The 23,266-nt window shown below is 38.1% G+C and carries 14 protein-coding genes; 3 read left to right on the top strand and 11 right to left on the bottom strand.

The annotated features are described in order from the left end of the window. Positions 1-184 precede the first annotated feature (184 nt). The 3 genes from infB to ACXACQ_RS06740 are packed head-to-tail and all read right to left on the bottom strand — an operon-like array spanning position 185 to position 4,932. Positions 185-3,178: a translation initiation factor IF-2 gene (gene infB, locus ACXACQ_RS06750; protein WP_474975173.1), complete on the bottom strand. Its 2,994-nt coding sequence runs from the start codon at positions 3,176-3,178 to the stop codon at positions 185-187. Positions 3,179-3,218: 40 nt separating this feature from the next. Beyond that, on the bottom strand, positions 3,219-4,460 hold the full coding sequence (nusA, locus tag ACXACQ_RS06745; RefSeq protein ID WP_474975172.1) for a transcription termination factor NusA: 1,242 nt from the start codon (positions 4,458-4,460) through the stop codon (positions 3,219-3,221). 7 nt (positions 4,461-4,467) lie between these two features. Next, positions 4,468-4,932, bottom strand: a complete 465-nt coding sequence (locus ACXACQ_RS06740) for a ribosome maturation factor RimP (protein WP_474975171.1) — start codon at positions 4,930-4,932, stop codon at positions 4,468-4,470. A gap of 198 nt (positions 4,933-5,130) precedes the next feature. Here ACXACQ_RS06740 and ACXACQ_RS06735 point away from each other — a divergent pair, with 198 nt between their 5' ends. Then, a complete protein-coding gene (locus tag ACXACQ_RS06735) occupies positions 5,131-6,138 on the top strand; it encodes a M28 family peptidase (RefSeq protein ID WP_474975170.1) in 1,008 nt (335 codons plus the stop codon). A 46-nt stretch (positions 6,139-6,184) separates the two neighbouring features. On the opposite strand, the gene ACXACQ_RS06730 is transcribed toward ACXACQ_RS06735, so the two are convergent. The 4 genes from ACXACQ_RS06730 to gcvP all read right to left on the bottom strand — a co-directional run bounded on the left by ACXACQ_RS06730 (position 6,185) and on the right by gcvP (position 16,472). After that, entirely contained in the window at positions 6,185-7,639 is a 1,455-nt protein-coding gene (locus ACXACQ_RS06730) for a GEVED domain-containing protein (protein WP_474975169.1), read from the bottom strand. 166 nt (positions 7,640-7,805) lie between these two features. Further along, positions 7,806-10,193: a M4 family metallopeptidase gene (locus ACXACQ_RS06725; protein ID WP_474975168.1), complete on the bottom strand. Its 2,388-nt coding sequence runs from the start codon at positions 10,191-10,193 to the stop codon at positions 7,806-7,808. A gap of 320 nt (positions 10,194-10,513) precedes the next feature. Further along, positions 10,514-13,303, bottom strand: coding sequence for a M4 family metallopeptidase (locus ACXACQ_RS06720; RefSeq protein WP_474975167.1), 2,790 nt, complete (start codon positions 13,301-13,303; stop codon positions 10,514-10,516). Positions 13,304-13,574: 271 nt separating this feature from the next. Continuing rightward, on the bottom strand, positions 13,575-16,472 hold the full coding sequence (gene gcvP, locus ACXACQ_RS06715) for an aminomethyl-transferring glycine dehydrogenase (protein ID WP_474975166.1): 2,898 nt from the start codon (positions 16,470-16,472) through the stop codon (positions 13,575-13,577). A 237-nt stretch (positions 16,473-16,709) separates the two neighbouring features. Between gcvP and ACXACQ_RS06710 the strand changes: the two genes are divergently transcribed. Next, positions 16,710-18,212 (top strand): M28 family peptidase, encoded by a 1,503-nt coding sequence (locus ACXACQ_RS06710; protein WP_474975165.1) that lies wholly within the window; start codon positions 16,710-16,712, stop codon positions 18,210-18,212. A gap of 72 nt (positions 18,213-18,284) precedes the next feature. Here ACXACQ_RS06710 and lipA read toward each other — a convergent pair whose 3' ends face one another. Continuing rightward, positions 18,285-19,172, bottom strand: a complete 888-nt coding sequence (gene lipA / locus ACXACQ_RS06705) for a lipoyl synthase (protein ID WP_474975164.1) — start codon at positions 19,170-19,172, stop codon at positions 18,285-18,287. Between the two features lie 64 nt (positions 19,173-19,236). After that, positions 19,237-19,950 (bottom strand): hypothetical protein, encoded by a 714-nt coding sequence (locus ACXACQ_RS06700; RefSeq protein WP_474975163.1) that lies wholly within the window; start codon positions 19,948-19,950, stop codon positions 19,237-19,239. Positions 19,951-20,036: 86 nt separating this feature from the next. Here ACXACQ_RS06700 and ACXACQ_RS06695 point away from each other — a divergent pair, with 86 nt between their 5' ends. Further along, entirely contained in the window at positions 20,037-20,444 is a 408-nt protein-coding gene (locus ACXACQ_RS06695) for an OsmC family protein (RefSeq protein ID WP_474975162.1), read from the top strand. Between the two features lie 2 nt (positions 20,445-20,446). Here the strand turns inward: ACXACQ_RS06695 and ytxJ are convergent, their stop codons facing one another. Continuing rightward, the gene (gene ytxJ / locus ACXACQ_RS06690) at positions 20,447-20,827 is read right to left on the bottom strand and encodes a bacillithiol system redox-active protein YtxJ (RefSeq protein ID WP_474975161.1); all 381 of its coding nucleotides are present in this window, start codon (positions 20,825-20,827) and stop codon (positions 20,447-20,449) included. Next, positions 20,793-23,216, bottom strand: coding sequence for a hypothetical protein (locus tag ACXACQ_RS06685; protein ID WP_474975160.1), 2,424 nt, complete (start codon positions 23,214-23,216; stop codon positions 20,793-20,795). Before ACXACQ_RS06685 ends, ytxJ begins: the two co-directional genes overlap by 35 nt. Positions 23,217-23,266 lie beyond the last annotated feature (50 nt).

Raw genomic sequence — 23,266 nt, 5'->3', positions numbered from 1 at the left:
AAGAAAAGAAAAAATCAGAGTTTTTATAAAACGTTTATATTCTATTCATTACAATTTGCTGTCACACTCTAAAATAATATTAACATTTTTCAGAGTGATTGTCTAATAAACAGCTGAATAATTTAAACAAAAAAGGGCCTAAAGCCCTTTTTCATATCTTAGTAATATATTAACCGAAAGATTACTATAATGTTCTCTTAGTTTCTCTTTCTTCATAACTTTCTACTACGTCACCTTCCTTAATGTCATTGAAGTTCTTAATGCTAAGACCACACTCGTAGCCATTCTTCACTTCTGTCACATCATCTTTGTAACGTTTCAGCTGTCCCATCTCTCCAGAATACACCACAATACCATCTCTAATTAAACGTATAGGGTTATTCTTTTTGATGTAACCATCAGTAACCATACAACCTGCTACAGTTCCAATCTTAGAAATCTTAAAGACCTCTCTTACCTCAAGGTTACCCACAATCACTTCTTCCACCTCAGGGTCAAGCATACCTTCCATTGCATCCTTAACATCATTGATAGCATCATAGATTACACTGTACAATCTAATTTCTATCTCTTCGTTATCTGCAATTCTCCTTGCTGAAACAGAAGGTCTAACTTGGAAACCTACAATTACAGCATCAGAAGCTGAAGCTAGCAATACATCAGACTCTGAAATCTGACCTACTCCTTTATGGATTATATTCACCTGAATTTCTTCAGTACTTAATTTTAACAATGAATCAGAAAGTGCCTCAACAGAACCGTCCACATCACCTTTAACAATTACGTTAAGTTCTTTAAATGAGCCGATAGCCAAACGTCTACCAATCTCATCAAGAGTAATATGCTTTTTAGTTCTGATACTCTGCTCTCTAAGTATCTGCTCTCTCTTGTTAGCTATTTCTCTCGCTTCACGGTCGCTATCCATCACATTAAACTTATCACCTGCCTGAGGTGCGCCATCTAACCCTAGCATCAATACCGGTGTTGAAGGCCCTGCATCTTGCATACGTGTTCCGATGTGATCAAACATGGCCTTCACCCTACCGTAGTAAGCTCCTGCCAATATTACATCACCAACGTTTAATGTACCATTCTGAACTAAAAGTGTAGCTACATAACCTCTTCCTTTATCTAAAGAAGCTTCAATCACTGTACCCACAGCTTTTTTGCCGTGATTAGCTTTAAGTTCTAACATCTCAGCTTCAAGAATTACTTTTTCTAGTAATTCATCTACACCTTGACCTGTTTTAGCAGATATTTCCTGACTTTGATATTTACCACCCCAGTCCTCTACTAAAATATTATTTTGAGATAATGATTCTCTTACCTTATCAGGGTTAGCACCTGGTTTATCTATTTTATTGATAGCAATAACAATAGGCACACCGGCCACCTGAGCGTGATTTATAGCTTCTTTTGTTTGAGGCATTACATCATCGTCAGCAGCTACCACAATAATTACTATATCCGTAACTTGGGCACCCCTTGCTCTCATGGCTGTAAAGGCTTCGTGACCAGGAGTATCTAAGAAAGCAATTTTATGACCGCTTTCTGTCATTACATCATAAGCACCAATGTGCTGTGTTATCCCTCCAGCCTCACCTGCAGTTACTTTTGAACTTCTTATGTAGTCAAGCAATGATGTTTTACCGTGGTCAACGTGTCCCATGATGGTTACAATAGGCGCACGTTCCGATAAATCAGCTTCTGCATCTTCCTCTTCCTCTATTTCGAGGTCATCATCAGTAGATGTAAAGTCTACATTAAAACCAAATTCGTCTGCAATAACAGTGATAGATTCAGCATCTAATCTTTGGTTAATAGAAACGAACATTCCCAAGCTCATGCAAGCCGAAATCACTTCGTTAACAGAAACATCCATCAAAGACGCTAGGTCGTTTGCTGAGATAAATTCTGTTACCTTCAATGTTTTTGATTCTTTCTCTTCTTGAAGCATTTGCTCTTCTTTAGCCTCAGCTATAGCAGAACGCTTCTCTCTACGATACTTAGAACCTGAACTTTTCTTCTTATTACCACTTAGCTTAGCTAAAGTTGCTTTGATCTTATCTTGGATTTCCTTGTCAGAAGGTTCCTCTTTCTCCACTCTAGGCTTACGATTTCGTCCCCTTCCTGAGTTATTCCCAGAATTATTATTGTTGTTGTTATTATTGTTATTGTTGCCACCGTGAGGAGAATCTCTATGGATACGCTTTCTAGGCCGCTTCTTTTTCTTCTGATCATTTCTGTTATCAGAAGAAGCAACAGGCTTATCCTTTTTCTTCTCTCTTTCTACAGGCAATTCAATTTTACCAACTACTTTTAGACCTTTAAGCTTATCTGCTTTAGCCTCAATAACCTCTTGTTTAGGAGCTGGCTCCTGTTTAGGTTTTTCTTGTTTCTTCTCTTCCTGCTTGGGCTTAGTATCCACTACAGGAGGAGTTTTTGGAGTTTCTTTCTTTATTTCCACCTTAGGTTTTTCTTCAACCTTACTTTCTTTCTTAGGCTCGGTGCTTCCCCCCTTAATCTCTTCTTTTTTCGGAGCCTTTGGTTGTTCCTTCGGCTTCTCCTCTTTTTTCTGCTCTTCAGGCACCTTTTTGGCTTCCACTTTTTGTGGTTGCGGTTTAGGTTCTGGTTTAGGCTCTGGCTTCACTTCTTCCTTCTTCACTTCAGGCGCCTTTGCAGGTTCTTCCTTCTTCGGTTTTTTATCGAGATCAATCTTACCTACTATATTTAAACCTTTTAATTTATGCTTATCCTGAGCTTCTTCCTTTTCTGGCTTCGGCTCTGGCTTTTTAGCTACAGGTTTTTCCTCTTTCTTTTCGGCTGGCTTTTCTTCTTTTTTAGGGGATTCTTTGGAGGCTGAAGATTTGCCGGTAGATAAGTTTTTTATTAATATATTTTCCTCGTCATCAGATTTCTTAGTCCCATCATTTTCACTATCAATAACTACATGCTCGTTATGTTTAGTGCCAATAGTAAGACCAGAAGCTTCTTTTTTCTCAGAAGCAGATGCAGCAAACTCCTTCGATAGCATCGCAAATTGTTCCCCTGTAACTTTAGAATTTGGACTACTATCTACTTCGAAGCCTTTATTAGCAAGAAATTCAATGATGGTAGTTCTACCAACATTAAGCTTCCTAGCTACCTGACTCAGCCGCATGTTTTTTTCTTCTGACATACTCAAATATCCCTTTTTTTTATGATTATTAAAAATTTGCTTATTCGAACTCTTGTTTTAGAACCTGCATTACATTGGTAATAGTTTCTTCTTCAAGGTCCGTTCTGCGCTCAAGTTCCTCTTTAGATAGTGCCAATACGCTTTTTGCGGTATCAAGACCTACGCGTTTCAACTCATCTAACACCCAGTCTTCAATCTCATCCACAAATTCGTCAATATCAACATCCTCCTCTTCAAATTCTCCAAGTTCTCTAAACACATCAATTTCTAACCCTACTAATCTACTTGCCAGTTTAATATTTTGACCTCCTTTTCCTATGGCCAAAGAAACCTGATCAGGCTTCAAATATACTGACACTCGCCCATCATCTTCACTAATTTTAATGCTAGAAATTTTTGCGGGACTTAGCGCTCTTGTTATATATAACTCTATATTATCAGTATAGTTAATTACATCAATATTCTCATTTTGCAATTCTCTTACTATACTATGAATACGAGATCCTTTCATACCTACACATGCACCAACAGGGTCAATTCTGTCATCATATGATTCCACAGCTACTTTAGCTCTTTCTCCTGGCTCGCGCACTACTTTTTTAATAGTAATAAGTCCATCGTACACTTCTGGAACTTCACTTTCAAAAAGTCTTTCTAAAAACACAGGGCTAGTTCTTGACAATATGATCTTAGGGTTACCATTGATCATTTCAACTCTATCAACAATAGCTCTTACCTGATCGCCCTTACGGAAACGGTCTTTTTGTATTTGCTCGTTTTTAGGTATTGATATCTCGTTACTTTCAGCATCTGTAAGTAGTACTTCTCTACTTAATATTTGGTACACCTCACCTGCGATAATTTCGCCAACAAGGTCTTTATATTTTTGAAAAAGTATATCTTTTTCTAAGTCTTTCACTTTTTGAATTAGAGTTTGACGTGCAGTCATTACTGCTCTACGACCAAAATCCTCTAATGTAATTTCTTCCGCTACTTCCTCTCCAATTTCAAAATCCGGCTCAATTTTTCTTGCTTCAGTCAAGCTGATTTTATCATGATCCCAGATATCTTCACTGTTATCGTCTACGATTTCACGGAATCTCCAGATTTCTAAATCACCTTTATCCGCATTAATGATTATATCAAAGTTTTCATCGGTTTCAAATCTTTTCCTAATCATAGTTCTGAAGACATCCTCCAGAATACGAATCATAGTAGGTCTATCTATATTTTTTTGTTTTGCGAAATCCGCAAAAGACTCGATTAATATACCGGTATCCATTTTTCTACTATTTAAATGAAATCTGAACTATTGTTTTTTTAATTTCCGATAATGGTATCGGCACCTCTTTATACTCTTTCTTTTTTCCTGCCTTCACAATTTGGTCTACCACAACATCTTCAGAATTAACTGCTTTTAATACCCCCTCTAGTTCTTTATCTTCTAAGGTAATTTTCACAGTTCTCCCGATATTTTTCTGATATTGCCTAATATTCTGTAATGGATAATCTACGCCTGGAGATGAAACTTCGAGTCTGTATGCATCTTCTATAACACTATCAGCTTCAATTTCATTCCCTACTGCCCTACTTACATCGGCACAAGCATCAATATTTACCCCTTCATCAGCATCTATTAAAATCAGCACTTTTTTAGGGCCTTTAGTAGCTTTTATAACTACGTCAACAATAAAATAAGTGTCGTCTGGTAAATGCCTTTCGACTATATCGTAAATCGTTTGTTTCAACTCCATATAAAACTGAAAAAAGAATATAAAAAGAGGGGACCCGCGTCCCCTCAGAAACTAATTATCTATTTTCAATGCAAATTTACATCAATTTTGTTTGCTTTACAAAAAAAGTATGAGACAAACTAATTAAAAGGTATTTCCGTTCTAAAAAGTTATTATTGTACTTTATATAACAACAAGACGTTTATCTACTTATAAACAATGATTTTCGAGAAAAACAACATCAAATTAGCGGTTTTTCTTTTTTTATTTATACTCAGCGCATGTGGGGGTTCGGATAAAAAAGAAAAGGAAGCTTCAGCTAAACCCGAAACAAATACAGCCAGCGTACCTAGGTTTAATGCAGACTCAGCTTATGCTTTTGTGAAAAAGCAAGTAGACTTTGGCCCTAGGGTACCTAACACTGAAGCGCATATGCAGGCGGCTGATTATTTTATTAATCAATTTAAGACTTATGGCGCTACGGTATCGGTTCAGGAATTTGATGCCACCACGTTTGACAACCAAACGGTACATTTAAAAAACATAATGGCGGCTTTCAAGCCTGAAAGTAAAAAAAGAATTTTATTAACGGCTCATTGGGATTCACGCCCATTTGCAGATAAAGATACGGTAGATCAGTATAAGCCTATAGATGCGGCTAATGATGGAGCCAGTGGCGTAGCAGTTTTATTAGAAATAGCTCGTTTATTAAAAGTAAACGAGATGCCAGAGGTAGGAGTAGATATATTGCTTTTTGATGGCGAAGACTGGGGAGAAACAATGGATGCAGGAAACGTGGAGCTACCTGAAGGCTTAGAAAGCTGGTGGTGTTTGGGATCTCAATATTGGGCTAAGCACAAAGGTAACTATAGCGCCTATTACGGAGTGCTTCTTGATATGGTAGGCGGCCAAGGAAGCCAATTTTGGGTAGAGGATTATTCTAATTATTTCGCCAGCCAAATTGTAAGAAAAGTATGGAATACTGGAAGGTCGCTAGGTTATAGCAATTACTTTGTTAATAGACAGGGCGGAGCAGTTACTGATGATCATTACTTTGTAAATAAAGTAGCGAAGATACCTATGGTTGACATTATCGCTCACGATCCGGTAGATAATTCTTTCGGAGCATTTCATCATACACACCAGGACAATATGGACATTATTAGTAAAGAAACATTAGATGCGGTGGGTAATACCTTAATGCACGTTATTTATTATGAAAAATAAATTATAATAAAAAAGCCGGCTAGTAGCCGGCTTTTTTATTATTCATCTATTGCTTAATTAACTTAAGTTGTTTTACGCCAGATTTTAGAAAGACATTTACAATGTACACCCCTCTTGGCTGATCTTGCATATTAATAGTGGCCGAGCCCCCTGCCGAAGATTGTACTGCTACTAATTTACCATTCACTCCATATACCTTCACCTCACTAGTCTCTTTTGGCAGGCTAATTCTAGCATAATCTTGCACCGGATTTGGACTGATTGATATGTTACTAATCTCAGAGTATACGGCCAATCTAGACGCATCAGGTGTGACTGCAATTACACTATCAGTAATATTAATTCCATAATCTTCAACCTCTCCATACATAAATTCTTCACATGGAAGTGGTGCACTTCCATACTTAATTGCTATTCTCATCACGGTTTCACCCAATAACGCCTCTTCAGGAATAGAAATAGGTACGGTTAGTAAACTCCCAGCATTTATAGTAGATCCATCAATCAACAATTCATTACTATCTTCAAAATCTCCATCTTGATTAAAATCTATCCATACTCTCCAATTATCTGCATATACACTATTTCCTGGGAAGCCCGCCTGAAACCCTATTGTATCATCAGTACCCCTCCCCAGATCAGCGACAAAAGAAGTATAATTCTCATACCCTCCATTAGAACCAGAAATATTATCAATACCTCCTAATTTCACCCTTTGAATCCATTCATAGTCTGCTACATCACCACTTGACGCACAATAACTAGTAAATTGATCTCCTGTATTAAATGTTAACTCCGCTAGTAAAGATACGTTGCCTGCGGAATCATAGGCCTGCACTCCAAATATATAAGTTTGATCTTCAACAAGATTAGCCAAACTATATGTAGTACTGGTAACTGTATCTATTAATTGATTACCTAAAAATACTTTATACCCCTCCACATAAGAATTATCAGTGGAAGGCTGCCAGTTAATGGTTGCACCATTAAAAGTAATAACACTTGCCTCTATGCCCTGCGGGGTAGTAGGCTCAAAAATATCGCGACCTGCATTAATAGGGTCTATACATAACGGTATTGTTTCTCCTGCTCCATAATCACCCCCAGAAGCTATAATAGCACCTGTATTTTCATCTGTTAAAGTATAAGATCCATTGCCATAAGTACAACAAATACCATCTTTATATTTATCGTAAATAGAAAACTCGTAGCCTCCAGGTGCAAGAACAAACGAAGTATCTATGGTAGTCCATCTATATTCAGCCCTATCATAATCTCCTTGTTGTGCAATTACACTATCCATGCTATTTTTTAATGCCCATGAAGTTTCATTAGGAAAGCGATCGAAAGTAATTGTTAGCCGAACATGACTACCTTGAATACAGAAAAGTGGATCAGGGCTTTGATTTGGAGATTCATTTTGTGCAACAGAAAGTGTAGCACTACACAACAGCATCAGGGCCAATAACCAAATGCTACGGGTACAATTAAAGACAACCATAAATATGTAGTTTATTGATTAATAGATAATTACGCAAATATCATAAAAATTTCGGTATTTAAGAATTACAAATTAACCTTATTTTATTATCATAGAGGTTTTTAGTCATAAAAAAAAGGCCTACTAAATTAGTAGGCCTTTGATACAGTTTATTGATCAGCGGAGATTACTCCTTAATAATTTTATTATTAATAACTTCTCTAGCTGTTTGTATAGATAGAATATAAATTCCTTGTGGCAAGGCACTCATATCCACAGACAGCTCATTAGAAGAGATTTCAATATTTTTAATTAATTGACCATTTAAGTCTATTAATTTCACTGACTGAATATTATTTCTTTCTGAAAGTTGAACAGTAGCAATATCATTTACTGGGTTAGGAGCCACTGTGAATAACTCACGAGCTACTTCATTTCCTAACTCTTCAGTTACCATTGAAGAAGTCTTAGCTACAGCTACATCTTCACCCGTTAAAGTTAAAGAAGATCCGATGTTTACTGAATAATCTTCTACTTCACCATAAGTGAAAGTTTCACAAGCTGAAGGAGCTCCTGCATACTTCATACTTACCCTCATTCTGGTAGTACCTGTAACGGCAGTAGATGGAATACTTACAACACCATTTAAAGTACCAGTACTTGAAGCAGAACCGCTTTCTACCAATTCACTTGATTCAAATGTTCCGTTAGCATTAAAGTCAATCCAAATAGCCCAATATTCTAGATAGGTACCACCTGACATTCCTGCACTTACATATAATGTATAGCTAGATCCTTTAGTTACATTAGCCACTTTTGTACTTGTAAAGTCAGCATAACCACCATTAGAACCAGTAGTATTAGTCATGTTAGCTAAAGCTACATAATCAATCCACTCATAAGTAGCTGTATTTCCTTTACTAGCACAGTAGTTTCCTGGATTTGGATCTGGGTCTGGATCTGGATCCGGATCTGGATCACCACCACCATCGCCATACGCTTCACCAACACCTACAGCATACCATGCATTTTGTGTTGCGATTGCTTCATCAGAATCCTCTCCGAAAATATCTTCTGCAGATTGGATAGAGTAGTTACGAGCATCTTCATAATCAGAGCTAGAAGTCAAATAGTTGTTATTTGTTCTGTAAGCTATTTGACTAGCTGCTGTCATACCTATACCAGTTACGCTATAGCTATCTCCATTATCATTAGTTCCTGATTTTCCTACAGAAAGAATATAGAACCAGTGATTCATAACTCCACTGTTAGTATGTACACCTCCATTATCACTAGAACCTGAATACCAATAGCTACCTAAGTAAGTATCGGGCTGGCTGTAAGCATTAGGGTTACTCATAGAGCGGAATGCCTGACCAATGTCTTCACCCATTAACCAATCATTACTACCAGAAGCAAAGTTTTCTATACACTCACCAAAAATATCAGAATACGACTCATTTAATGCTCCTGACTCGTAGCTATAATTAAGGTTAGATGAATACTCTGTTACACCATGGGAAATTTCATGACCACAAATATCTAAAGATACTAGTGGGCTATACTGGCTGTTACCATCACCATATGTCATACGGCTTCCATCCCAGAATGCATTAACATAATTTGTAGAATAACTAACGTAAGATCTAATTACAGCTCCGTTGCCATTATAAGAATTTCTTTGATGAACACTGCTGTAATACTCCCAAGTTTGCTCTGCTCCCCAATGAGCTTGAACACCTGTAGAACTACCACTAAAAGAAGTAGAGCTGCTGGTAATATCAGAAGCATTATTATAATTGGTTCCGTTATTTAAATCATAAGTCTGAACTCCTCCGCCAGAAGATGTTTGACGTAAACGGTAACCGCCAGAATAACTATCAGCAGTGAAAGAAACTGTTCCGTTATACAAACTACTTCCTGTTGCAGGAGTATTAGCATGATGGATTTTTTTGTTTTCACTAATAAACTCACCTGTTTTGGCATTGATGTACACATCAGCTCTGTAAACTGGGTAAGTAGCATAGATATCAAACTTGTAAGCTAAAGTCTTGTCAATAATTACAAGCTCTCCTTTAGGCTGCTCATAACCTATTGCTTTAGCTTCACCTTTGTTTTCCCAAAGATAAGTTTTAGCATTTACATGACTCATTGCACTTTTTAAAGCAGATTCTGCAGAAACAGAAGGAGTAACATCAAGCTTGGTTAGGTCTTGATAAGCTCCGTTCATAGCTGCTACTACACCAGCCTTAGAGTGAACAATGTAATTACCATCTTCAACTTTTATTCCTTTGTAGAATTGCTCATAACGAACGTGCTCCATGCCTAGCTCATCTACAACTGATGATTTTACACGTAGCTCTTCGTTTTCAGAAGTAAAAAGTTGGTCTTTAAATAATTTGTTTACGCTAGTCATACTCACAGGGCTTTCTTGAGTATTGAACTTAGCAAATTCTAAAGTTCCATTGTCAGCAGTACGTGACTCTAAAACTTTACCTGATTGCGAAAATGCATGCCCTGCTGTTAGCATCAAGCATGCAGACACAACATACCTTAAACGGTAATGATGTTTCATAATAAAATTTGTTTAGGTTAATGATTTTATGAGTCGCAAATATTAGAAATAATCATTTACCAAATATTATTACAATAGATCAATAAAACACCAAATATTACACCAGTAAGCAAGCATGAATGATAAATATTCCCTTGGCCTAAGTTTGGATTTAACAAATATTTAAAAAACAGAAAATCTTCTATTAACAACAATTATCAAAGCGAACTGCATATAAATGACTTGACAAGCACAGACTTACTCCTGTAAGTTTAAAAATTTGACCAAAAAAAAAGCCGGCAACATGCCGGCTTTTTAATATATCATCCAATTATTGTTAATTACTGCTTAACAATCTTACTATTGATCACTTCTCTCGGAGTCTTCACCGAAACGATATATATACCATTAGGCAAGCCTGACATGTCGATAGACATTTCACGGTTGGTTACAATTCTCGATTCAATTACCTTTCCATTGAGAGTTCTTAATTCTAACGTATAACCTTCGGCCGCATTAGCTACAGCTATTTTAGCCACTGCACTAACAGGGTTAGGAGATACCGTTATTAAATTTCCACTTACTTCGTTACCAATAGCCGTTGCATTAATATGCGTTGCTTCGGTAGCCGCTGTCATAGCAAAACTCTGACCGATGTTTACAGTATAATCTTCAACTTCACCATAATTAAACGATTCACATGATGAAGGAGCAGCGTTATACTTCATTGCTACTCTCATTCTGGTTGCACCAGTTGAAGCACTAGTAGGCACTGTAAATGTTCCACTTAAATTACCAGAACTACTTGAAGACCCAGCTACCACTTGCTCACCTGCATCAGTAAAATCTCCATCTCTATTATAGTCAATCCATACAGACCAATACTCATTATATGAAGAGCCACTAAAACCGGCACTAAAAGTAATAGTTTGGCTACTACCTTTAGGTAAGTTAGTACTCTTAGAAGTAAAGTCTCCGTATCCGCCATTAGCAGAAGTACTATTATTTATAGACCCTAAAGACACTAGATCGATCCACTCATCACTAGAGTTTGACCCCTTAGACGAGCAGTAATTAGATGGAGGAGTAGAACCTCCGTCTCCATCATCACTTCCACCATCTACACATATAGAAACTGTTTCGCCCGAACCATAAGCTCCACCAGTAGCCAATGTACTGCCTGTAGCTTGATCAGTTAAAGTATAGCTTCCGTTTCCATAAGAACAGCAAATACCATCGCCATACTGATCAGCTATAGTAAATGAATAAGTACCTGCAGCTAAATCAAAAGTTTCAGTATAAGTAGCATTTTTCGATGCACTAGCACCACTTCCACTAGCCACAGTAGCACCGCTGCTATTTTTAAGTGTCCATGATGTTTCTTCAGGGTAGTTATCATAAGTAAGTGTTAACTTAACAGCTCCTTGCGCGCACGATCCAGGGTCTCCACCACCGTTATCATCACCGCCTCCATCATTTCCACCTTCACTATATTCAGCACCAACACCTACAGCATACCATGCATTTTGTGTTGCTATTGCCTCTGCAGGCATCTCATCAGGAGCGTTTCCATCTTTAAACAACTCTATTGCTGCCTGAATAGCGTATTCTCTTGCATCTGCATAATCAGATCCACTACTTAAGTAAGCGGACTCTAGCAGATAAGCAATTCTAGCCGCATCTTCAATACCTATACCAGTTACACTATAGCTATCTCCTTTATCGTTAGATCCACTTTTACCTTGCGATAAAATATAAAACCAGTGATTTAAAACTCCACTATTAGTATGTACTCCTCCATTATCAGCAGAACCTGTAGCCCAGTAAGAGCCTTGGTAAGTATCTGGCTGACCTGCAGATTTTGGATCTTCTAAAGACCTGATAACAGTACCTAAATCTTCACCTAGCAACCAAGTTTGCTTATCTGGTGCAGCAAAGTACTCTACACAAGCCGCCCATATGTCACTAAAGCCTTCATTCATAGCTCCTGACTCATAAGAATAATTAAGGTTAGCAGTATAGGTACATACAGCATGACCGATCTCGTGAGCAGCTACATCTAAAGTTGTTAATGGAGGAAGACTAGTTCCATCACCGTAAGTCATACGACTTCCATCCCAGAATGCATTATCATTGCTAGGATAACCGTATTCCACTAAATCGAAGTGAACATAACTTTTGATTTTAGCTCCGTTACCATCAAAACTATTTCTCGCAAAAGTTCCTAAGAAATACTCATAGGTTTCTTCAGCAGCCCAGTGAGCATCTAATGCAGCATTATCTTTATTAGAATTATTCCACTCGCTAGAAGTCCAATTATTGTCGTTATCTACAAAATCAACCGCATTATTATAATTAACGCCCATGTTCATATCGTAGGTTTCAATACCTTGACCACGACTAACATCTCTTAAACGATAACCACCGCTATAGCTTTCGGTATGAATTTGCTTAGAACCACTGTAACGTGTAGCTGCAGTACCAATAGCATCTGCATGGTGAATAATATCATTTTTAAATATGATTTCTGAAGATGCAGCATCTACAAATATCTCTGCTCTGCTTATAGGCTTTAATGCATACACATCAAACTTGTAAGCTAGCTTCTTATCTATAATTACTAATTCGCCTTGAGGCTTTTCGTAATTAATTAAAGCAGCTTCTTCAGCATTTTCCCATAAATATAAATCTGCTCCTACATAAGCCATAGCAGCCTGCAAAGCAGCTTCAGAAGAAATTGATGGTTTAGTATCTATGCCTGACAATGACTGAAATTCTCCATTCATCGCATTTACTAATCCATTTTTAGCATGTACAATGTAACTTCCATCTTGTACTTTAATGCCTTTGTAATATTGCTGATATCGAGTATGCTCCACTCCTACCTGATCTACAAATGCATTTCTTACCCTTAGTTCATCATTATCAGTAGCACTAAGGTGTGCTTTAAACAGTTGCTTCACATTTGACATTCTTGCTTGTGGAGATTTAGTGTCAAATACTAAGCTCTTTACTGTCCCTTCATCGTTCTTAACGGTTTTAAGAACTTTCCCTGTTTGTGAGAAGGCGCTGCTCGCTGAAAGCAGAAGACACAGGGATGCAACATACCTGAAACGGTATTTATGTGTCATATTCTTTTCGGTTTAGGTTATAAAATTTAAAAACGCGCAAATATTCAAAATAAAATTCTAAACAAAAGCATTTTACCGAAATTATTGATTAACAAAAACTTACATCTCAAAACATATGAAAATTTGATTAAATCGTTATAACTAGCGAAAAAACTCACAAAAAACTTACATGCAAATAGTATTCTACTGAGATTACAAACAAAAAATATATTCCATAAAAACAAAAAACCCGCAGGATTGCGGGTTCTTAGTTTAACTTTTTAGACTTATCTTATGCCTCAACAGCATCATCTTCTTGGTAGGTTGATATTGGCAAGCAACTACACATAAGATTACGATCACCATAAGCGTTATCTACCCTCCCAACCGATGGCCAGAATTTATTTTCTTTAATATAAGCCAATGGATAAGCAGCCTTTTCTCTTGAATAAGGGAACTCCCAAGTATCGGAAGTGATAACAGCAGCCGTATGCGGTGCGTTTTTCAATACATTATTATCCTTATCAGCCGTACCAGCTTCAACTTCAGCAATTTCTTTTCTGATACTAATAAGTGCATCACAGAAACGATCTAATTCTTCCATAGATTCACTTTCTGTTGGCTCAATCATTAATGTACCAGCCACCGGGAATGAAACAGTAGGTGAATGAAATCCGTAATCCATTAACCTTTTAGAAATATCTTCAACTTCTACCCCCGCTTTCTTAAACTCTCTACAATCCACAATCATTTCATGAGCACATCTTCCGTTAGCCCCTGTATATAATACTGGAAAATATTCCGAAAGCCTTTCTTTCATGTAATTGGCATTTAGTATCGCCATTTGCGTAGCCCTTTTCAAACCTTCACGCCCCATCATAGCAATATAAGCGTAAGAGATACTCAATATACTGGCACTACCCCACGGAGCTGCAGATATTGCGTCTATTGCATGTTCTCCTCCAGATTTAACCACAGCATTGCCTGGTAAAAATGGCATTAATTGTTTTGCCACTCCAATAGGCCCCATTCCAGGACCTCCTCCTCCGTGAGGAATACAAAATGTTTTATGCAGGTTAAGATGACAAACATCTGCACCAATGTTAGCAGGGCTGGTTAAGCCTACCTGAGCATTCATGTTGGCTCCATCCATGTAAACCTGTCCACCATTTTCGTGAATGACATTACATATTTCAATAATACTCTCTTCAAACACTCCATGAGTTGAAGGATAAGTCACCATCAAACACGATAAATTTTCTTGGTGCTGCTCTGCCTTTTCCTTTAAATCAGCAACATCAATATTTCCTTTTTCATCACATTTTACAATAACTACTTGCATGCCGGCCATTACCGCACTAGCAGGGTTAGTACCATGAGCAGATGACGGTATTAAGGCTATGTTTCTATGTTCTTGCCCCTGACTTTTATGATATGCTCTTATCACCATAAGCCCAGCATACTCTCCCTGAGCACCACTATTAGGTTGCAAAGAAACCGCATCAAACCCAGTGATTTCACATAACCACTCTTCTAAGTCTTTAAACAATTCGTGATAACCTTCTGCCTGGTCTTTTGGTGCAAATGGATGAATATCAGAAAACTCACTCCACGTAACAGGTATCATTTCCGATGTAGCATTCAACTTCATAGTACACGACCCTAATGAAATCATAGAGTGTACTAACGATAAATCTTTATTTTCAAGCTTCTTGATGTAACGAAGCATTTCACTCTCTGAGTGATGAGTATTAAATACTGGGTGAGTTAAGTAATCAGAAGTTCTAACCAAATCATCATTCCATGACAAAGCTAACTTGTCTGATTCCGCAGCTATATCAAACGCCACTACTTTCTCACTCACTTTTCCAAAGATAGAAAGGATCAACTCCACATCTGCCACACGAGTAGTTTCATCTAAAGATATTCCTATGGCGCCATCAGCAAAATATCTAAAATTAACTTCAGAAGCCTCCGCCTCTTTTTTCAATGCCACAGCATCTATTCCTTCCACTTTTAGTGTATCGAAATATGCATTGTTAACTTGGGTTACTCCCAAAGAAGCCAAGCCATTGGCCAACAGTTGTGTTAAACCGTGAATTCTTGTAGCTATTTTCTTCAGCCCTACAGGCCCATGATATACTGCGTACATACCAGCCATTACAGCTAACAGCACCTGAGCAGTACAAATATTTGAAGTAGCCTTTTCTCTCTTTATATGTTGCTCTCTGGTTTGTAATGCCATTCTGTAACCAGAGTTTCCTTGCTTATCAACCGAAGCTCCAATTATTCGCCCCGGAATCTGTCTCTTATAAGCATCTTTTGTAGCAAAGAATGCTGCATGAGGACCTCCGTATCCCATAGGCACACCAAACCTTTGGCTAGTACCTATAACTACGTCAGCTCCCATTTCACCAGGAGATTTCATCAGCAGCAGGCTCATCAAATCAGCCCCTACAGCTACAAAAACATTTTGTTCTTTAGCGGAAGCTATAAGGTGAGTATAATCTTTTATTTCACCATTATTATCTGGGTTTTGAATTAAAACACCGTATAATTCAGGATCTGTTAAATCTAATTCATTAATATCCCCAATCACTAATTCTATTCCTACTGGCACCGATCTGGTTTCGAGGATATTTACAGTTTGAGGGAAAACATTTTTATCCACAAAAAATTTAGACGCTTTTTTCTTAGGTCCCTTTCTTGCTCCTGCTAACATACTCATGGCTTCGGCTGCTGCGGTACCTTCATCTAATAATGAGGCATTGGCAATCTCCATACCCGTAAGGTCAATGATCAGCGTTTGAAAATTCACTAACGCCTCTAGCCTGCCTTGGGCAATTTCTGCTTGGTACGGAGTATAAGCTGTGTACCAACCCGGATTCTCCAAAACGTTTCTTAAAATAACAGGAGGAACTACCGTATTGTAATATCCTGCTCCAATAAACGATTTGAATATCTTGTTCTTTTTTGCTAGCTTCCTGAAATCACTCAGAAATTTATATTCTGTTTTAGCTACAGGTAAATTAAGCTCGTTCTTTAATCGAATAGAGTTAGGAATAGTTTGCTCAATCAATTGTTCAATCGAATCAGCATTAACCACCTTCAACATTTCCTTTACCTGCTCTTCATCCGGCCCGTTGTGGCGCGTGTCAAATCTTTCTAAGTTATTAATTTCCAGTTTCATTAGATGAGTAATTTCTGTTGAAAAAGCACCCAGCTTTTAGTCATTATTTTGGGGTGCACAAAGGTATAATTTATTTAGAAGAAAATTCGCTCTTCATCCATCAATTAAACCTATCCTGAAGGTGAGATATACCTGTTTTTAACCGTTCGTAACAATTATTTTATAATGCCTAATTCATGAATTGAAATTGCTTAATTTTGAGAGTTTTAATTTATTCATTATTAGCTATAACATATTATGCAAAAGCTTATTGCAATATTGGCTATCCTTACTTTTTCTGCACCATCTTTTGCTCAGAAAGACCCCGTTGCCGAAAAGTACGCTGCCACTATAACCAAAGATGATTTATACGATTATTTATCCATCCTAGCATCTGATGCTCTGGAAGGAAGAGAGACAGGTAAAAGAGGACAGAAAATGGCAGCTGCTTTTATCAGTGCGCATTTTGAAGAGTTGGGATTAATACCTCCTGTAAGCATTGGCAATACTAAAAGTTATTTACAGCCAGTACCCCTATATTCAAGCATACCTGGCGAAACATTTGTAGAAGTAAATGGCGAAAGAAAAAGCAACTTTAAAGACGTGATTTACTACGGAAGCAAAACCACTAAAGGAATAGTAAGTACTGAAGTTGTTTTTGTTGGTAACGGATCTGAAGAGGAAATTGCCAAAGTGGATATAAAAGACAAAGCCGTATTAGTATTTATAGATGATTTTAGAGACCCTAAATTAGCCGAGAGCATTTACCAAGCTGGCGCAAATATCATTTTCGCAGTTATTGACTCTACTGATGAATCTTTTGAAAACACGGCAAGCCGGTTTAGCAGATACCTTTCTAATGGAAGGCTGTCTGTGAACAAACCAGAGACTGATGCTTCTGCTAACGGAGGTATGTTTATTGTGTCTCCATCTTTAGCAGGTGACATGGTTAAAACTTCTTTCAAAAAGCTAGAAAGCATAGCTAACGGTGACAGCAAAAAGTCCATTACCAAAGTAAAAACCAGCAGAATTAAATATCAGACTCAGCAAAAAGTAACTGAAGTTAAAAGCGAAAATGTTTTGGGTTACTTAGAAGGCTCTGACAAAAAAGATGAATTAGTAGTAATAACAGCACATTATGACCACGAAGGCATAAAAGATGGCAAAGTCTACAATGGCGCAGATGATGATGGCTCTGGAACTTCGGCAGTAATGGAACTTGCACAAGCGTTTGTACAAGCCAAAAAAGATGGACATGGACCTCGCAGAAGCATACTATTCATGACCGTGACTGGCGAAGAAAAAGGACTTTTAGGATCTGCTTATTATGCCGAGCACCCGGTTTTCCCATTAGAAAATACAGTGGTGGACCTTAATATTGATATGATTGGGAGAATCGACCCAGGCCATAAAGATAACCCTAACTACGTTTACTTAGTTGGCTCTAACCGTTTATCTACCGAGTTACACGAAATCAGTGAGAATGCTAATAAGACTTATACTAACTTCGATCTGGATTATACTTTTAATGACGAAAACCACCCCGATCGCATTTACTACAGATCTGATCACTGGAATTTCGCTAAGCATAATGTGCCTATCATTTTCTACTTCAATGGAACGCACGAAGATTACCATCAGCCAACAGATACGATAGACAAAATCACTTTTGATGTTTACACCAAAAGAGCAAAATTAGTTTTCTATACAGCCTGGGAATTGGCCAACAGAGACAATAAGCCTGCTGTAGACAAGAAATAATAAAAGTATTAAAACAAAAAGCCAATTTAGAATTCTAAATCGGCTTTTTTTATATCTATCCTTTAAGAAGCATTAAATAGGAACATTAACGTGCCTTTCCGCATGGTAAGATGACCTTACCAATGGACCTGACTCTACATATTTCAACCCTCTCTTCAAGCCTTCTTCTCTATAGGCATCAAACTGATCTGGGTGAATAAATTCAGCAACTTCTAAGTGCATTTTTGTAGGTTGCAAATACTGACCTAAAGTCAATATATCTAAACCATGCGCAGCTAAGTCATCCATAGCTTTATGCACTTCATCCACAGTTTCGCCAACCCCCAACATAATACCTGTTTTGGTTCGCATTCCTGCCTCTTTTGTTTTCTTTATTTGATCAAGACTTCTTTGGTATTTAGCCTGAGGTCTTACTCTTCTATACAACCTTTCTACTGTTTCAACATTATGCGAAACTACCTCTTGGCCTCCCTCTATCATTCTATAGAGCGCATCCCAGTTACCCTTTACATCAGGGATTAAGGTTTCTATAGTTGTGGAAGGTGATAACTCTTTAGTTTTCACTACTGTCTGATACCAAATCTCAGCGCCTCTATCTTTAAGCTCATCTCTGTTAACTGATGTTAACACAGCATGCTTTACTCCCATAGTTTTTATTGCCTCCGCTACTCGTTGTGGCTCCTCCTCATCATACTCTGGTGGACGCCCGGTAGCCACAGCACAAAATGTACAACTTCTTGTACACACATTACCTAGTATCATAAATGTAGCAGTACCTGCTCCCCAGCATTCACCCATATTAGGACAGTTACCACTTTCACATATAGTATGTAATTTATGATCATCAACCAGCTTTCTTACCTTGGCATACTCTTTACCCACTGGCAACTTTACTCTTAACCAATTGGGTTTACGCTTCTTTTTTTCTTCCCCTGCGGAAATTACCGGTAGTTCTATCATATCAGTAATAATTTTATTGTCTCAAAATTAGGAATTAGAGATCAATAATTGTGCATAAGTACAATTATCTTCTACTTCCGTAAAACAGTGTTATAAATGCTGTAGGAAATACGGCATGATTATCTACGGCAGGCATAAGCTCCACTTCCTTAGCATAAGCATCTACCAAAAAGCCCACTTCAAATCCTGTAACGTGGCTTTTCATAGTACCTAACTCAAAACTTAGTGCCGCCTTTAAATTAAGTCCCATCTGTATTTTTGATTTTTGAATACCCTGAAACAGGTTTCCTGGGCCCAAAATTTGCTCATAGCGCTGTTCATTGTATTGCCCCGATCTAATGTTATCCTGGTTATTGATGATATAGTCAACATAATATGGCGCTACAATTCCTATAGAAGGCCCCACTGCTCCAATAAACTTCACTTCCACCCCTTGCTCTGGCGCTTTTTTAAACAAAACCATTTCTCTACCATACTGACCTCTTATAGCATATAAGTAATTCTTTTTACCATAAATAAAAAGATTACCCGTGAGTACGGAATTACGCCTAATTTCTTGGGAGTGCTTTACATTGACCAACTCGATGCCAAAGCTTTGGTATTTATCAGGGCCTATTTTTTTTGATTTTCGCAAAACCAAACCTCCTATCAATCCTCCTGCCGTATTTTTATTAATACCCCAAATAAATTCAGATTCATACTGGTCAGCCTCTATCTCCTGCGCATTCACTACAAAAGGACTAAGCCAGAGTACAATTAAAAAGAGCTTTTTAGCCATACTTAGCATATAAAATAAAACATTCGCTAAATTTAGTGATTTTATAAATCGTAACGAAAATCAAGTAATTATAGTTTTACAAAAGTATGGCACATTCAATGACCACAGAATACTTAGGCGACCTAAGAACAACTGCAGAACACATAAAATCGGGCAATAGCATTATAACTGATGCCCCTACAGACAATAACGGAAAAGGTGAAGCTTTTTCTCCCACTGACTTGGTTAGCTCCGCACTAAGCAGCTGTATGATGACAATAATGGGAATTACTGCCAATAGAGAAGGCATTGACTTAAAAGGCTTGAAAGCAGAGGTAACTAAAGTAATGGCCGATAAGCCAAGAAAAATTACCGAAATAAAAGTAGCCTTTACTCACCCCAATTTAGTGGCCACCGACAAACAAAAGGAAGTTTTAAAAAGAGCTGCACTCACTTGCCCAGTAGCTTTAAGCCTGGACAAGGACATACAGCAGACTGTTACTTTTGATTTTTAAAATCAAACATTCTTTTTGACATCTTCATAGCTAATTCCCATATGAGAAGTATGGTGAGCTACCTTACCGTCTTTAATGATTAAAACCTGAGGCGACTCATGAGTTACATTGAAGATGTCAGCTATCTTATTTGAAATATCTCTGTAAGTGATCAAATCCAGATAATATGGTTTTACAGAAGTCATTTCTTCTGCCGACCACGCTCTCTCCAACCTATTCAAAGCCATACTACTGATCGAACACCTAGTACTATGCTTAAAAATCATCACTGCACTTTGATTAGATTCTTCTTTTATTTGATCTAATAGCGCTTCGCTATCTAATTTTATCCACTCCATATTTTTAATATCAATCATTCCAAAGGCCATCTTCCTTCTTATCATATCTTGGCCTTCCATGTTTTTCTTTCAAATTATCTGGCTGGCTTTCTTCTTTCTTAAACAGTTTTGACCATAAAATCTTAAAACTGAAAGTCTTTTCCTTCTCTTTTTTACCGTTAGACCTCATACCAACATACTTGGCATCAGGATGTCTACCTTTCACATGCACCTTTGTACGGCTTACTTTCACATTTCCATGATAGTTACCTGCCTTTATCATAGCAAAAGAAGGACCTTCCCCTTTCAAGGATTTCTTAGAAGCCAGCTTATTTCTATTATACCTGAAATCTCTCTTTATGTTACCTTTATGCTTCAGATAATCTTCCGGCCCTGATTTAGTCATATACGAATACCTTCTTATATTACCAGTGTAGTTTGCACTTTTAGCCGCATTGTCCTTTATCCTATTTTTATCAACCTTTAAGTTGCCTTGAAATTTTGCTCCTTTCTTATCTTGACTCCTAGGCGTTCTGCTCTCTATAGGCCTTTCATCGTTATTCCAAAGTTTACCACTAATACTTCCTCCTCCTTTAAACACTTTCCCTCCTTTGAAGTTGCCTTGAAATGCAGCAATCTTTCTGTCTTGGCTTCGAGGCATTCTACCCTCGACAGCACGGCCTTTATTATTTCGAGACCTATCACTGATGCTACCGCCTCCTTTAAATACTCTTCCTCCACGCACGTTACCCTGAAAGGCTGCAGATTTCCTATCTTGACTTCGAGGCATCCTACTTTCAACAGCACGCCCTTTATTATTACGTGATCTATTGCTAATGCTACCACCTCCTTTAAACACTCTTCCACCACGTACATTACCTTGAAAAGCTGCAGTTTTTCTATCCTGCATACGCGTACCTCTACCCTCTATCGCTCTTCCATGGTTATTGCGTGACCTACCGCTAATGCTGCCACCACCTTTGTAAACTCGACCTCCACGCACATTACCTTGAAAAGCCGCTGTCTTTCTATCCTGGCTACGAGTACCTCTGCCCTCTACTGCTCTTCCATGGTTATTTCGAGATCTACCGCTAATGCTGCCACCACCTTTAAACACTCTTCCGCCACGCACATTACCTTGAAAAGCTGCCGTTCTTCTATCTTGACTACGAGTACCTCTGCCCTCTACTGCTCTTCCTTTGTTATTTCTAGATCTACCACTAATGCTTCCTCCTCCTTTAAATACTCTTCCGCCACGTACATTACCTTGAAAGGCTGCCGACCTTCTATCTTGACTCCTTGTTCCTCTTCCTTCCAGCGCTCTCCCATGATTGTTACGTGATCTACCGCTTATGCTTCCCCCTCCTTTTAATGGCCTTGAAGCTCTAACATTGCCTTGAAACATGCCTCCTCTTCTAGTTCCTGATCCTGGTGGCCTGCCGTGTGACAACTGTGATGCAGCTCTTTCTTTTCGTGAAGACGCGCTTTTAAATCCTCCACCCTTCATCTTGCCTCGGTAAGCGTTATCTCCCGCTTTAGTTCTATTGCTATATGGCTTAAAGTTACTAGAATTGAACTTTGGTCGTTGAGATCTATTATTTCTCAACTTGTGGCCACTGATATCGTTTTTCCAAGCTTTCTCTCTTTTCTTTGAGCCATTAGATGACCGTGAGAATCTGTTGAAGCCTGAAGTAATTCGTCCTCCTTTATATGCTTTATCTCCTCTCCTTCCACTGCTGCTGTATTTTACTCTCTTGGGTCTCTGCAAATTAGGCTTTATACTACTCGTTGTAGTTCGTACTCGCCTGCCGGTAATATCACCTTTATAGGCCTTTTCCCACCTTGATCGCTCTCTATTAGCATAAGGTTTTTCCCTGCGCCTTACCTTATAAGCACCTGACGCAGACCTAGGAACAATTCGCTTTACTTTTCCTTTGCTTTCTGAATTGCGAGAAATGGAGTTGAAATTACCTCCGCTGTATTTTCTTTTGTTGGAGTATATAGGTTTTGATGATCTACTTCTAATAGCACGGCCGGCCACATCACCACTCCAAGCCCTTTCTCTTCCTCTAGATGAATAACGAGGTGTCTGCTTCGATGCCTTAGCTCTACTAGCTTCACTTGTTCGTTTTCTACCAGCATAAGGATTAACTTTCGCCTGCCCACCCCAGTTTGGTCTTGTAGATCGTTTGGTTTGAAATCTTCTTCCGGCTACGTCACCCTTATACGCTTTTTCTCCTTGTCTTGATCTTATTTTATAGCGGGTGGCCCTTATCTTGCCTCTATTCGACTTGCCTTTATCGCCCCTTCTTTTTAGGCTCCTATTTTTTTTGTTTCTTTTTTCCTTTATCCGCTGATATTCGGTTTTTTTATTTTGTGCATGAGCATCAGGCACTACTACCGTAATGGCAAAAAAAGTCAACGACAAGCACAGAACGAGTCTTATTATGGGCATAAACTTAAAAGGTAGTATTTGGCCGAGTTTCTTCAACGTTGGCAGCGCCT

This window comes from Fulvivirga sp. AWR4_260 (assembly GCF_056158185.1).
The sequence above is the reverse complement of the archived record's forward strand: the minus strand, read 5'-3'. Positions and strand labels throughout refer to the sequence as shown.

What these genes read in the sequence shown, in the direction of transcription:
- ACXACQ_RS06695 (WP_474975162.1), top strand. Translation starts at nt 20,037, where the DNA reads ATGGCACATTCAATGACCACAGAATACTTAGGCGACCTAAGAACAACT.
- lipA (WP_474975164.1), bottom strand. Translation starts at nt 19,172, where the DNA reads ATGATAGAACTACCGGTAATTTCCGCAGGGGAAGAAAAAAAGAAGCGT.
- ACXACQ_RS06725 (WP_474975168.1), bottom strand. Translation starts at nt 10,193, where the DNA reads ATGAAACATCATTACCGTTTAAGGTATGTTGTGTCTGCATGCTTGATG.
- ACXACQ_RS06735 (WP_474975170.1), top strand. Translation starts at nt 5,131, where the DNA reads ATGATTTTCGAGAAAAACAACATCAAATTAGCGGTTTTTCTTTTTTTA.
- gcvP (WP_474975166.1), bottom strand. Translation starts at nt 16,472, where the DNA reads ATGAAACTGGAAATTAATAACTTAGAAAGATTTGACACGCGCCACAAC.
- ytxJ (WP_474975161.1), bottom strand. Translation starts at nt 20,827, where the DNA reads ATGATAAGAAGGAAGATGGCCTTTGGAATGATTGATATTAAAAATATG.
- nusA (WP_474975172.1), bottom strand. Translation starts at nt 4,460, where the DNA reads ATGGATACCGGTATATTAATCGAGTCTTTTGCGGATTTCGCAAAACAA.
- ACXACQ_RS06710 (WP_474975165.1), top strand. Translation starts at nt 16,710, where the DNA reads ATGCAAAAGCTTATTGCAATATTGGCTATCCTTACTTTTTCTGCACCA.
- ACXACQ_RS06730 (WP_474975169.1), bottom strand. Translation starts at nt 7,639, where the DNA reads ATGGTTGTCTTTAATTGTACCCGTAGCATTTGGTTATTGGCCCTGATG.
- ACXACQ_RS06700 (WP_474975163.1), bottom strand. Translation starts at nt 19,950, where the DNA reads ATGGCTAAAAAGCTCTTTTTAATTGTACTCTGGCTTAGTCCTTTTGTA.
- infB (WP_474975173.1), bottom strand. Translation starts at nt 3,178, where the DNA reads ATGTCAGAAGAAAAAAACATGCGGCTGAGTCAGGTAGCTAGGAAGCTT.
- ACXACQ_RS06720 (WP_474975167.1), bottom strand. Translation starts at nt 13,303, where the DNA reads ATGACACATAAATACCGTTTCAGGTATGTTGCATCCCTGTGTCTTCTG.
- ACXACQ_RS06685 (WP_474975160.1), bottom strand. Translation starts at nt 23,216, where the DNA reads ATGCCCATAATAAGACTCGTTCTGTGCTTGTCGTTGACTTTTTTTGCC.
- ACXACQ_RS06740 (WP_474975171.1), bottom strand. Translation starts at nt 4,932, where the DNA reads ATGGAGTTGAAACAAACGATTTACGATATAGTCGAAAGGCATTTACCA.